The following is a 12,515-nucleotide window of genomic DNA, read 5'->3' as shown; positions in this document are numbered from 1 at the left end:
TGGTGTAAACGATTACACTGTTTTTGTGATTATCCTGACGGCAGATATTTATTTCGCCCCTGTTTTCAATGGGTTTGCTGGGTATAATGGCGCTCTATTGCACAGTGAAAGAAGTGAAAACAGCATGAGCACCATCAAGGATGTCGCCCGTTTGGCCAATGTGTCGGTGGCAACGGTTTCACGGGTGATGAACAACTCCCCCAAGGCCAGCGCCGTGTCTCGCGAAGTGGTGCAGAAGGCCATGGCCGAACTGGGCTACACCCCCAACGCCAACGCGCGGGCACTGGTCAGCCAGACTTGCGACACCATGGGGGTGGTGGTCGGTGACGTGGCCGATCCCTTCTTCGGTGCGCTGGTGAAGGGGGTCTCCGGCATCGCCGTCGAGCAGAACCTTCACCTGCTGATGGGTAACGGTTTTCACAAGGCGCGTCAGGAGCGTGAGGCGATCGAGCTGCTGATCGGCAAGCGCTGCGAGGCGCTGGTGGTGCACAGCAAGGCGCTGAGCGACGAGGAATTGTGCGATTACGCCATGCGGGTGCCCGGTATGGTGCTGATCAACCGCGATATTCCGGCCCTCAGGGGGCGCTGCATCGCCCTCAACAACCGGCTGGGTGCCGCCACGGCGACCCGTCATCTGATCGAGCTGGGCCACCGCCATATCGCCTTTATCAGCTCGGATCACGCCATCGAGGATGCCACCTTGCGTCTGCAAGGTTATCAGGATGGGCTGATGGAAGCGGGTCTGGCAGCCGATCCCGAGCTTATCGAGAGCGGCACGCCGAACGAGGAGGGAGGCGAGCGCGCCATGCTTAATCTGCTGGCCAAGGGGCTCAAGGTGACCGCTGTGGTTGCCTATAACGATGCCATGGCGGCGGGCGCCATCTCCGTGCTGGCGGACAACGGCCTGCGAGTGCCGGAGGAGGTCTCGGTGGTGGGCTTCGATGACATCATCTATGCCAGATATCTGCGCCCCAAGCTCTCCACCATGCGCTATCCCATCGAGCTGATGGCGGCCCAGGCGGCCAAGCTGGCCATTCAGCTGGCGGCGGGGGAGAGTGACGCGACCCAGAGCCGGATCTATACCCCCACCCTGATCAATCGCCACTCGGTTGCACCGGTTCGGGCCGGATAACCCCCTTTTACGGCCCTGTTCGGGGCCGTTTATTGCACAGTTATTGTTTTACCTATTTTTAATCATTTTTACTCCGCTTTACTTAACAAATTAAGTGTAATCGTTTACATCTGTGTGAGCGAGATCGCCGTTCCCTGCGTCATACTTCTCTAGACTGAATACGTTTTCCAATCAGCAGGGAGAGAGTGAATGCTCAGGGAGATAGTGGCGCGTCAGGATTGGCAGACTCAGGCCGTTACGTCGGTAAACCGGCTGGCTGCCCATACCCCCATGTTCAGCTGGCGCAGCGAAGCGGATGCCAGAGGTGATTTGGCCTCTTCCTCCCGTCTCTTGCTTGATGGCGAGTGGCGCTTCTCCTTCTTTGCCGCTCCCGAGCGGGTGCCCGAGAGCTGGTTGGCGCAGGATCTGGTGGATGCCTGCCCCATCACGGTGCCGGGCAACTGGCAGCTGGATGCCGCCTATCCGGCTGCGCGGCCGTTCACCGATGGCCCCATCTACACCAATATCAAGTACCCCTTTCCCTGCGATCCGCCGCGGGTACCGGCAGAGAACCCCACCGGTTGCTACTCCCGCGAGTTCGAACTGCCCGCCGACTGGCTTGCCAGCGGCCAGAGCCGGATCATCTTTGACGGGGTGAGCAGTGCCTTCTATCTCTTCTGCAACGGCCGCTGGGTCGGCTACTCCCAGGACAGCCGGCTGCCCGCCGAATTCGATCTGACTCATTATCTGCAAGCCGGTCGCAACCGGCTGGCGGTGCTGGTGCTGCGGTGGTCAGATGGCTCCTATCTGGAAGATCAGGATATGTGGTGGCTGTCGGGAATCTTCCGTTCCGTCACTTTGCTGCACAAACCAACCCGTCATCTGATGGATATCCGGATCACCCCCGAGCTGGATGCCTGCTATCGGGATGGCCGTCTCAAGATTGCACTGCAGGCGGCTAATGCGGTTGGTCTGTCGGTGGAGGCCAATCTCTATGACGGCGGTGAGCAGGTTGCGACCCAGCGCCAACCGATCGGCACCCAAGCCATTGACGAAAAAGGGGCTTACGACGATCGCGCCGAGCTGTGGCTCGATGTTGCAGCGCCGCGCAAGTGGAACGCCGAGACGCCCCATCTTTATCGCTTGACCCTGACCCTGCTGGACGAGCAGGGCGAGCCTATCGAGAGCGAAGCCTATGATGTGGGCTTTCGGACAGTGGAGATCCGTGGCGGCCTGCTGCGGGTCAACGGTCAGTCGCTGCTTATTCGCGGTGCCAACCGTCATGAACACCATCCCGCCAAGGGTTATGCCATCGATCGCGCCACCATGGAGCGGGATCTGCTGCTGATGAAGCGCCACAACTTCAATGCGGTGCGCTGCTCCCACTATCCCAACCACCCCGACTTCTATCGCCTCTGCGATCGGCTCGGTCTCTATGTGGTGGATGAGGCGAACCTGGAGACCCACGGCATGACCCCGATGGGTCGGCTGGCGCGGGATCCCGCCTGGAGCAACGCTTTTCTGGAGCGGGCGACCCGCATGGTGGCACGGGATTTCAACCACCCTTCCATCATCATCTGGTCGCTCGGCAACGAGTCGGGTTACGGCCCGGCCCACGATGCCATGTATGGCTGGATCAAGCGCAGCGACCCGAGCCGTCCGGTGCAGTACGAGGGGGGCGGGGCCGATACCCCGGCGACCGACATTATCTGTCCCATGTATGCCAGAACCCATCAGGACCAGCCTTTCCCGGCGGTGCCAAAGTGGGCGCTGGCCAAGTGGATCGGCCTGCCCGGCGAGCACCGGCCGTTGATCCTCTGCGAATATGCCCACGCCATGGGCAACAGTCTGGGGGGCTACGCCCACTACTGGCAGGCGTTTCGCGATCATCCACGCCTGCAAGGCGGGTTTGTCTGGGATTGGGTCGATCAGGGGCTCGACAAATACACCGTCGATGGTCGCCACTACTGGGGCTACGGCGGCGACTTCGGTGATGTGCAAAACGATCGCCAGTTCTGCTGCAACGGTCTGCTGTTCCCGGATCGCACCCCCCATCCCACCCTGTTCGAGGCAAAACGTGCCCAGCAGCCGTTCCGCTTCACTCTGCTTGAGCACACCCCGCTGCGGGTGCGGATCGAGAGTGAATACCTGTTCCGCTCCACCGACAACGAGCGGCTTTGCTGGCAGCTGTGCGAGAACGGCCATGTGCAGCAGCAGGGGGAGTTCTCCCTTGAGCTGGCGCCACAGGGAGTGGTCGAGTTGACACTGAGCGAGACACTGCCCGCCTTTGCGGCAGGCTCACTGGCCTGGCTCGATCTTGCCATCGTTCAGCCACAGGCCACCCTCTGGTCGCAGGTGGATCACAAGGTCGCCCGTCAGCAGTTCACCCTGCCGACCCCCCTTGTTCTGCCAGCGCCGGTCGCTGCCGCCACCCTGAGCGAGCAGCCGGATGGCTGGCGGATCACCGCCGCAAACAGCCAGTGGTGGCTCGACAAGCTGAGCGGCCGCATCACCAGCTGGCAAAAGTCGGGGCAGGAGCAGTTGCTGGCGCCGATCATGGATCACTTCTACCGGGCGCCGCTCGACAACGACATTGGCACCAGCGAAGCGGATCACGCCGACCCCAACTCCTGGATTGCTCGCTGGCAGATGTGTGGTCTCGGTCAGTGGCAGCACCGCTGTCTGGGGATCGCGGTCGCCGGAGCGGATATCCGGGTCAGTCATGGCTACTTCCATCACGATGAGCTGCTGCTGGTGAGTCACTGGCATCATCGCTTTACCGACGATGGCGCCATGAGCCTGGAGATAGAGACCGAGCTGGCGCAGGTGCTGCCTTCGCTGCCGCGGATCGGTCTGCTGCTTCATCTGGCCGAGTTACCGGCGCGAGCAGAATGGCTGGGGCGTGGGCCGCACGAGAACTATCCGGATCGCCTGCTGGGCGCCGATCTCGGTCGCTGGAGCCTGCCGCTGGAGGCCATGCATACCCCTTACATCTTCCCGAGCGACAACGGCTTGCGCTGCGATACCCGCCAGTTGCAGTTGGGCAGCACGACGGTGAGCGGCAGCTTCCATTTCAGTGCCAGCCGCTTCAGTCAGCAACAGCTGGCCGCTGCTCGTCACCAGAGCGATCTGGTGGCCGAAGAGGGGCTGTGGGTCTGTCTCGATGGCGCCCACATGGGAGTGGGCGGTGATGACTCCTGGAGCCAGAGCGTGCGTCCCGAGTATCAACTGCTCGAGCATCGTTACCGTTGGGGCTGCACCCTTCGTTGAGCCATTTTGACAACAGGCCAGTAACGACTAGCCTCAATGCTGTGGAAATGATTGAGTCTCAAAACTGATTTTTATTCATATGCATTTGAAAAATAAAAACAAAGTTTCAATGTAACAGAGTGTAATCGTTTTCATTTTGTCGTCATGATCACAGAAGAAATGACAACAAACTGATTACATTGATTGGCGCTTGCTCAATTGCTCGCCACCCTACAACACAGATAGACACATCGGAGCACACATAATGAAAAAACTGACCACAGTTGCCGCCCTGCTGATGGGCATGATGGCTGGAGCCAATGCCCAGGCTGATACCCGTATCGGGGTGACCGTTTACAAATATGACGACAACTTCATGGCGGTCGTGCGCAAGGCCATCGAAAAGGAGGCTGCAGCCACTCCGGGGGTGGAGCTGCTGATGAACGACTCCCAGAACGACCAGTCCAAGCAGAACGACCAGATCGATGTGCTGCTGGCCAAAGGGGTGAAGGCGCTGGCCATCAACCTGGTTGACCCGGCGGCGGCGCCGGTGGTGATTGAGAAAGCCCGTGGTGAAGATATCCCGGTTGTCTTCTACAACAAGGAGCCGAGCGCTACCGATCTGGCCAGCTACGACAAGGCTTACTACGTGGGTACCGACTCCAAGGAGTCAGGGATCATCCAGGGTCAACTGATTGCCAAACACTGGAAAGCCCATCCGGAGTGGGATCTGAACAAGGATGGCGTGATCCAGTTTGTGTTGCTGAAAGGGGAGCCGGGCCATCCAGATGCCGAAGCACGTACCTCCTACGTGATCAAGACCCTGAACGACGGTGGCGTCAAGACTGAGCAGCTGCACATGGATACCGGTATGTGGGATACCGCCATGGCGAAAGACAAGATGGATGCCTGGATCTCCGGCCCCAATGCCAACAAGATCGAAGTGGTCATCGCCAACAACGACGGCATGGCAATGGGCGCAGTCGAATCACTGAAAGCCCAGGGCAAGACCGCCATTCCGGTGTTCGGCGTCGATGCGCTGCCGGAAGCGCTGGCCATGGTCAAGAGTGGTGCCATGGCGGGTACCGTGCTGAACGATGCGGCCAACCAGGCCAAAGCTACCTTCGAGCTGACCAAGAACCTGGCTGAAGGCAAACCGGCCGGTGAAGGCACCAAGTGGAATATCGTCGACAAGGTAGTACGTGTTGCCTACGTCGGTGTGGATAAAGACAACCTGTCCCAATTCGAGTAATTCCCTCCTCCAGGGCAAGGGAGATCCCCTTGCCCTTTTTTCAACCAGATGTGATGGCTGATATGACAACACAGCAACAATCAGAATGGCTGTTGGAGATGATTGACGTCAGTAAGAGCTTTCCCGGCGTCAAGGCACTCGATAATGTCAATTTACGGGTCCGTCCTCATTCTGTGCATGCGTTGATGGGCGAGAACGGAGCGGGAAAATCCACACTGCTCAAGTGCCTGTTCGGCATTTACGAGAAGGATCAGGGCAAGATCTTCTTCAAGGGGCAGGAGATCAACTTCACCTCCTCCAAAGAGGCGCTGGAGAATGGCGTCTCCATGGTGCATCAGGAGCTCAACCTGGTGCTGCAGCGTACCGTGATGGACAACATGTGGCTCGGCCGCTACCCCACCAAGGGGTGGTTTATCGACCACGGCAAGATGTATGACGACACCAAGCGCATCTTCGATGAGCTGGATATCGACATCGACCCCAAGGTCAAGGTCGCGACCCTGTCGGTCTCCCAGATGCAGATGATCGAGATCGCCAAGGCGTTCTCCTACGATGCCAAGATCGTCATCATGGACGAACCCACCTCCTCCCTGACCGAGAAAGAGGTGAACCACCTCTTCAAAATCATCAACAAGTTGAAGGAGAAGGGGTGCGGCATCGTCTACATCTCTCACAAGATGGAGGAGATCTTCCAGCTCTGTGATGAGATCACCATATTGCGGGATGGCCAGTGGGTGGCAACCCAGCCGCTCAAGGGCATGACCATGGATCAGATCATCGGCATGATGGTCGGCCGTGAACTGACCCAGCGTTTCCCGGAAAAAACCAACCAGCCGAAAGAGGTGATCCTCGAGATCGAACACCTGACGGCGAAAAACCAGCCCTCCATTCAGGATGTGACCTTCAACCTGCACAAGGGGGAGATCCTCGGTATCGCCGGACTGGTGGGGGCCAAGCGCACCGACATCGTCGAGACCCTGTTCGGTATTCGCGATCGCAGCCAGGGCAGCATCAAGCTGCACGGCAAAGAGGTAGCCAACCACAACGCCCACGAAGCGATTCGCAACGGCTTTGCGCTGGTGACGGAAGAGCGCCGATCCACCGGTATCTATTCCCGGCTCGATATCGCCTTCAACTCCCTGATCGCCAACATGGACAGCTACAAGGGCTCCATGGGGCTGCTCAGCGACAACAAGATGAAGAGCGATACCCAGTGGGTGATTGACTCCATGCGGGTCAAGACGCCGACCCAGCAGACCCAGATCGGTTCCCTCTCCGGGGGTAACCAGCAGAAGGTGATCATCGGTCGCTGGCTGCTGACCCAGCCGGAGATCCTGATGCTCGACGAGCCCACCCGCGGCATAGACGTCGGGGCCAAGTTCGAGATCTACCAGCTCATCCTGGAGCTGGCGAAGAAGGACAAGGGGATCATCATCATCTCGTCAGAGATGCCGGAATTGCTGGGGATCACCGACCGCATCATGGTGATGAGCAACGGCCGGGTCGCCGGGATCGTCAATACCAAAGAAACTGACCAGAGCGAGATACTGCGCCTGGCATCTCTGTACCTCTAGAGACAGGAAGACATTTATGGAGTCGGCTAAAAATTTCAATCTGATGCAGGCGCTCAAGGAAAACGCCATCTATCTGGTGCTGCTGGTGCTGCTCATGGTCATCGTGATCCAGGAGCCCTCCTTCCTGAGCCTCACCAACTTCAGCAACATCCTGACCCAGTCCTCGGTGCGGGTCATCATTGCGCTAGGGGTGGCGGGCATCATCATCACCCAGGGTACGGATCTCTCGGCCGGTCGTCAGGTCGGTCTGGCGGCACTCATCGCGGCCACCATGCTGCAGGCGCTGACCAACGTCAACAAGGTGTTCCCGACGCTGGGGGAGGTGCCCATTCCGGCGGTGATCCTGCTGGTGTGTGTGGTGGGGGCGCTGATCGGTCTGGTCAACGGTCTGATCGTGGCCTACCTGAACGTCACCCCGTTCATTACTACCCTGGGCACCATGATCATCGTCTACGGTATCAACTCCCTCTACTTTGACTCGGTAGGGGCGTCGCCGGTGGCCGGGTTTGACCCCCGCTTCTCCAGCTTTGCCCAAGGGTTTATCCGGATAGGAGGATTCAAGCTATCCTATCTCACCTTCTATGCGGCCATCGCCAGCGTCTTTGTCTGGGTACTGTGGAACAAGACTCGCTTTGGCAAGAACATCTTCGCTATCGGTGGCAACCCCGAGGCGGCCAAGGTCTCCGGTGTCAACGTAGCCGTCAATCTGGTGATGATCTATGCGCTGGCGGGGGTCTTCTACGCCTTCGGCGGCATGCTGGAAGCGGGCCGGATCGGCAGTGCCACCAACAACCTGGGCTTCATGTACGAGCTGGATGCTATCGCAGCGTGCGTGGTGGGTGGCGTGTCGTTTGCTGGCGGGGTGGGAACGGTTGCGGGTGTGATCACCGGCGTACTCATTTTCACTCTGATCAACTATGGTTTGACCTATATCGGGGTCAGCCCTTACTGGCAGTTCATCATCAAGGGCGGCATCATCATTCTGGCGGTGGCATTGGATTCCATGAAGTACGCCAAGAAGAAATAACGATTGGCAGAGAGGGTTGGCGTTGCCAGCCCTCTCTTCTGGAGGGAACCCATGCCATTCAAGGTCAAGATTTACCTCTTGCTGCTACTGGCCATTCTGGTCACCATCGGCACCGCCGGGCTCAGCGTCAACCACTTCATCAGTGGCTACATTCGCACTCAAGCCACCCACAACATCAACGAACAGATCACTCTGGTCAAAGAGAAGCTGGCCAGCGACATCAATCAGAAAATCCTGCTGGCCGCCAACCTCAACTTCGGGGTGACCAACGTCAAGAAGACCCTGCAAGAGACCGGCTTTCACAACATCGTCAAAGTGATCGGCGACATGGCATTCGACGTGAGCGGCGTCATCAACGACAGCGCCAGGGTCGATGCCCTGCGCAAGCTGATCCCCGCAGCCAACAACCAGATTACCGTCAGCCCGCTGCAACAGGTGGATGGCAAGCCGGTTATCACCATTCTGGTGCCGCGCGGCGCCGATTCCGCCTATCTCTACTACCTCGACATGAGCGAGTTCAAGAGCCTGCTGGCGAAGATGAGTGGCGAGGGGCGCTACTTCTCGCTGGCCGACAGTCAGGGCAACAGCCTATATGACAGCAAGCCGCAAGGGGAGAGCGAAGCGCGTCCCAACCAGCTGGATATTCGCGGTAACAGCTGGACGCTGACCGGCTACATCGATCTTGACTATATCCGTGCCATGACCCGGTCACTCAACGGCCAGATCATCATGGCGCTGTTTGGTGTGGCGATAGTGGTGATGGTGCTGGCAATGCTGGCACTCAACGTGGCTTATAGACCCATTGTTTCGTTACGGGATCTGGTGCTGGAGCTCTCTCGCGGCAGCGGCGATCTCACCTGCCGGTTGGCGGTGACCAGCAAGGATGACCTGGGCCAGATCTCGGCCGGGATCAACCGTTTTATCGAACGGTTGCAGGAGATGATGGGGGAGGTGCAACAGGCGAGCGGCCAGCTCAACAGCGGCATCGAGGGGCTGGCCAGCCAGACCGGCGCCGCCCAGTCCCTATTGGCGGACCACGTGCGCGAGACCGAGCAGGTGGTGACCGCCATCAATGAGATGAGTCGCACCGCGGTCTCCGTTTCTGAAAGTGCGGCCAGCACCGCCCAGCTCACCGGCCAGAGCCAGCAGCTGGCGAGCCAGTCCCGCCAGGTGGTGGATCAGGCCATGACCAGCGTGATGGCTCTGGTGGACGAAGTGGAAGCCACTGCCCGCTCCATCGAAGCCATGCAGCAGGATGTGCAGCAGATTGGCTCCGTGCTGGGGGTGATTGGCAGTATTGCCGAACAAACCAACCTGCTGGCCCTCAACGCCGCTATCGAGGCGGCTCGCGCCGGGGAACAGGGTCGTGGCTTTGCGGTGGTGGCGGATGAGGTACGCTCGCTTGCGGCCCGTACCCAGAAGAGCACTGCAGAGATCCAGACCATGCTGGCCAGCCTGCAGCGGGGCACCCGGACTGTGGTGGAGGCCATGGGCAACACCAAGCAGAGCTGTCAGGGGGCTGCCGAGAACACCACTAAAGTCAACGAGTCGCTGGATCTGATGGCGGGGGAAGTGGTGGAGATCAACGATCTCATCAGCCATATCGCCACGGCAGCGGAGCAGCAGAGTGCGGTTGCTGAAGAGATCAATCGCAACATGAGTGCCATTGCCGAAGTGATCCGCCAGCTGACCCACAATGGCGAAGCGACGGTTGCCAGTTCCGCCGCGATGCAGCAAACCTACGACCGGCTGCGGGAGATCGTGGGCCACTTCCGACTGGAGTGAGACCTGTGCTCAGTCAATAACAAAACAGGGCCATCCGGCCCTGTTGTTGTTTTCCTGTCTGCCTTAATCAATCGGCCTTGCGACGCAGATAGACCCCGGCTTCCATGTGATGGGTCCAGGGGAACTGGTCGAACAGGGCGAAACGGGCGATCTCGTGGGTCTCGCCCAGCACGGTCATGTTGGCCTGCAGGGTTTCGGGGTTGCAGGAGATGTAGAGGATGTTGTCGTACTCCTGTACCAGCTTGACGGTCGCATCGTCGAGACCGGCGCGGGGCGGGTCGACGAAGATGGTGTTGCACTGGTAGCTCTTGAGATCGACCCCCTTGAGGCGGTTGAACTCCCGCTCGCCACGCATCGCCATGGTGAACTCCTCGGCCGACATGCGCAGGATAATCAGGTTGTCGACGCCGTTGGCGGCGATGTTGAACTGGGCGGAGTCGACGCTCGGCTTGGCGATTTCGGTCGCCAGCACCTTGCGGAAGTTCTGCGCCAGCGCGATGGAAAAGTTGCCGTTGCCGCAGTAGAGCTCCAGCAGGTCCCCTTCGCTCCCCTTGGTCACATCCAGCGCCCAGGCCAGCATCTGCTCGTTGATGGTGGCGTTGGGCTGGGTGAAGCTGTTCTCCACCTGCTTGTAGATGAGCTGGCGACCCGCCACGTTGAGCTGTTCGATGACGAAGTCATCCCCCAGACAAATCTTCTGTTTGTGGGCGCGGCCAATCAGCTGCAGTTCGAACCCTTTGGCGCGCAGATCGGCCTGCAGCGCCTCGGCGGCTTGTTGCCATTCGGCCTCCAGCTTGCGGTGATAGAGCAGGCTGACAATGATCTGGCCGGACTGGGTGGAGAGGTAGTCGATCTGGAACAGCTTGCGGCGCAGCACTGGGTGCGGGCGCAGCCCCTCCAGCAGCAGCGGCATCAACTGGTTGATGAGGCGGCTGGCGGTAGGGAAGTGGTCTATCTTGATGATCTCTTTGGTCGCCGGGGCATACATGCAGTGGAAGAGGTCATCCCCTTCGTGCCAGATGCGAAATTCGGCGCGCATCCGGTAGTACTCTGCCGGTGAGCTGTGCACTTCCAGCACTGGAAGGGTGAAGCCGGCAAACAGCCCGGTGAGGCGAGCGCGCTTTTCGTCGAGTTGGGCCTGATAATCGGCAGGAGTTCGAGGCGCCGGAGCGTTCGCGGAAGGCTGTTGGGACTGGGTCATAAATACCTCACATGCACACCGGCCGGGCCGGGTCGAAATCGGGGGAAGGCAACAGGCCACCCAAAGGGGCCCGATTTTAAAAGCCAGCGGCAGATTGTCCAGTATTTTGTGGTCAAGAAGTGTTCAGTCAGGCCGATAGCTGATCTACAGGCATGGTGGGAGGACACATTATGCAGATCGAAGGCGTGGGCGCAGCCCAACCCAAGGGAGTGGGTGTTTCTCCCAAATCGCCCCAACAGGCGGAGCCGAAACAGGTCAAGAGCGAGGAAGAGGTCTCCTTGCACAAGCCGCCCAAGTGGGCGCAGGTGCTGATCCAGCAGGCGCTGCAGTTTTCGCTGGAGATTAACGGCCAGGGCTATCAGGCTCCCAAAATGAAGGAGCCCGAAGAGATCACTCCGGAGACCCTGTTCGACTTCCAGTCGGTGGCGGACAACGTGTTGCAGTTCGTGACCGGGCGGCTTGGTGCCGCGCGGGCCGATGGTAAATCCGATGACGACCTGACCGGGATGATGGAACAGGCCCGCAAGGGGATCGACAAGGGCTTTGGCGAGGCAAAAAAACAGCTCGGCAAGTGGGCGACCGACAACGAAGATATCAAGACCGGTATCGATCAGAGCTACAAGCTGATCCAGAAGGGGCTCGAGGAGTTCGAGAAGGAGTTCTTCGGCAAGGTCTCCCCGACCGACATGGGGCAGGCCGAGATGGCCAGCCGCCAGCAGGGCTATCTGGAAATCCAGACCAAGGATGGCGACAAGGTGGTGCTGCGCTTCAACGACAGCTGGCAGACCAAGTCCCAGAAGGATGAGAGCGGCAGTCAGTTCAGCCTCAAATCGAGTCAGAGCTTCAGCTTCTCACTGGAGGGGGATCTCAACAGCGACGAGATGGAGTCCATCGGTAAGCTGGTCAAGGGGATCGACGAGCTGGCGGGGAACTTCTTCTCCGGCAACTTCGAGGATCTGCTGGATAAGGCGAATGAACTGAAGCTGGACGATAGTCAGCTGGCCTCCTATTCCCTCAAACTCAAGCAGAGCGTCAAGTTGAGCCAGACCTATCAGGGGGCCAGCTCCCTGCAGGATCTGCTCAAGCCGTTTGCCGACTATCTGCCCAAGCTGGATCAGGTACAGAAGCAGGCAGATACCTTGCTGCCGGAGTCCCAGCAACAGGCGCTGACCCCGGCAGTGCTGGCCGCTCGCGGTCAGAGCGATCCGGCACAGATCAGCAGCTTCACCAACTTCAACCAGCGCATGCTGGAGGCGCTGCGGATGATCGGCCAGTTCCAGCCGTCCACCGAGCCCGCCAGTAAGAACGCCTGAGCC

At 59.4% G+C, this 12,515-nt stretch carries 8 protein-coding genes; 7 read left to right on the top strand and 1 reads right to left on the bottom strand.

Going from position 1 to position 12,515, the window contains the following annotated elements; all coding sequences use genetic code 11:
• The first annotated feature begins 124 nt into the window (after nt 1–124).
• From G5149_RS17955 to G5149_RS17930, 6 genes are all read left to right on the top strand, one after another.
• Nucleotides 125–1,132 carry a substrate-binding domain-containing protein gene (locus G5149_RS17955; RefSeq protein ID WP_236348562.1) on the top strand — a complete coding sequence of 336 codons (1,008 nt, stop codon included), beginning with the start codon at nt 125–127 and terminating at the stop codon, nt 1,130–1,132.
• A 189-nt stretch (nt 1,133–1,321) separates the two neighbouring features.
• A complete protein-coding gene (locus tag G5149_RS17950) occupies nt 1,322–4,381 on the top strand; it encodes a beta-galactosidase (protein ID WP_236348563.1) in 3,060 nt (1,019 codons plus the stop codon).
• A 244-nt stretch (nt 4,382–4,625) separates the two neighbouring features.
• Nucleotides 4,626–5,612, top strand: coding sequence for a galactose/glucose ABC transporter substrate-binding protein MglB (gene mglB, locus G5149_RS17945; protein ID WP_139473043.1), 987 nt, complete (start codon nt 4,626–4,628; stop codon nt 5,610–5,612).
• Nucleotides 5,613–5,665: 53 nt separating this feature from the next.
• Nucleotides 5,666–7,186 (top strand): galactose/methyl galactoside ABC transporter ATP-binding protein MglA, encoded by a 1,521-nt coding sequence (mglA, locus tag G5149_RS17940; protein WP_041234376.1) that lies wholly within the window; start codon nt 5,666–5,668, stop codon nt 7,184–7,186.
• Nucleotides 7,187–7,202: 16 nt separating this feature from the next.
• A complete protein-coding gene (mglC, locus tag G5149_RS17935; protein ID WP_005342585.1) occupies nt 7,203–8,213 on the top strand; it encodes a galactose/methyl galactoside ABC transporter permease MglC in 1,011 nt (336 codons plus the stop codon).
• Between the two features lie 51 nt (nt 8,214–8,264).
• A complete protein-coding gene (locus G5149_RS17930; RefSeq protein ID WP_421213204.1) occupies nt 8,265–9,998 on the top strand; it encodes a methyl-accepting chemotaxis protein in 1,734 nt (577 codons plus the stop codon).
• Nucleotides 9,999–10,065: 67 nt separating this feature from the next.
• On the opposite strand, the gene trmA is transcribed toward G5149_RS17930, so the two are convergent.
• On the bottom strand, nt 10,066–11,199 hold the full coding sequence (gene trmA, locus G5149_RS17925) for a tRNA (uridine(54)-C5)-methyltransferase TrmA (protein ID WP_421213202.1): 1,134 nt from the start codon (nt 11,197–11,199) through the stop codon (nt 10,066–10,068).
• Nucleotides 11,200–11,369: 170 nt separating this feature from the next.
• Between trmA and G5149_RS17920 the strand changes: the two genes are divergently transcribed.
• The gene (locus G5149_RS17920; protein WP_005342592.1) at nt 11,370–12,512 is read left to right on the top strand and encodes a DUF5610 domain-containing protein; all 1,143 of its coding nucleotides are present in this window, start codon (nt 11,370–11,372) and stop codon (nt 12,510–12,512) included.
• The last annotated feature ends 3 nt before the right edge of the window (nt 12,513–12,515 follow it).

The organism is Aeromonas sp. 600479 (assembly GCF_049175515.1).
Taxonomy (GTDB): Bacteria; Pseudomonadota; Gammaproteobacteria; order Enterobacterales; family Aeromonadaceae; genus Aeromonas; species Aeromonas veronii_A.
The sequence above is the reverse complement of the archived record's forward strand: the minus strand, read 5'-3'. Positions and strand labels throughout refer to the sequence as shown.

Bases quoted from the DNA above. Each gene is read 5' to 3' on its own strand.
- G5149_RS17955 (WP_236348562.1), top strand. From the start codon at position 125: ATGAGCACCATCAAGGATGTCGCCCGTTTGGCCAATGTGTCGGTGGCA.
- G5149_RS17950 (WP_236348563.1), top strand. From the start codon at position 1,322: ATGCTCAGGGAGATAGTGGCGCGTCAGGATTGGCAGACTCAGGCCGTT.
- mglB (WP_139473043.1), top strand. From the start codon at position 4,626: ATGAAAAAACTGACCACAGTTGCCGCCCTGCTGATGGGCATGATGGCT.
- mglA (WP_041234376.1), top strand. From the start codon at position 5,666: ATGGCTGATATGACAACACAGCAACAATCAGAATGGCTGTTGGAGATG.
- mglC (WP_005342585.1), top strand. From the start codon at position 7,203: ATGGAGTCGGCTAAAAATTTCAATCTGATGCAGGCGCTCAAGGAAAAC.
- G5149_RS17930 (WP_421213204.1), top strand. From the start codon at position 8,265: ATGCCATTCAAGGTCAAGATTTACCTCTTGCTGCTACTGGCCATTCTG.
- trmA (WP_421213202.1), bottom strand. From the start codon at position 11,199: ATGACCCAGTCCCAACAGCCTTCCGCGAACGCTCCGGCGCCTCGAACT.
- G5149_RS17920 (WP_005342592.1), top strand. From the start codon at position 11,370: ATGCAGATCGAAGGCGTGGGCGCAGCCCAACCCAAGGGAGTGGGTGTT.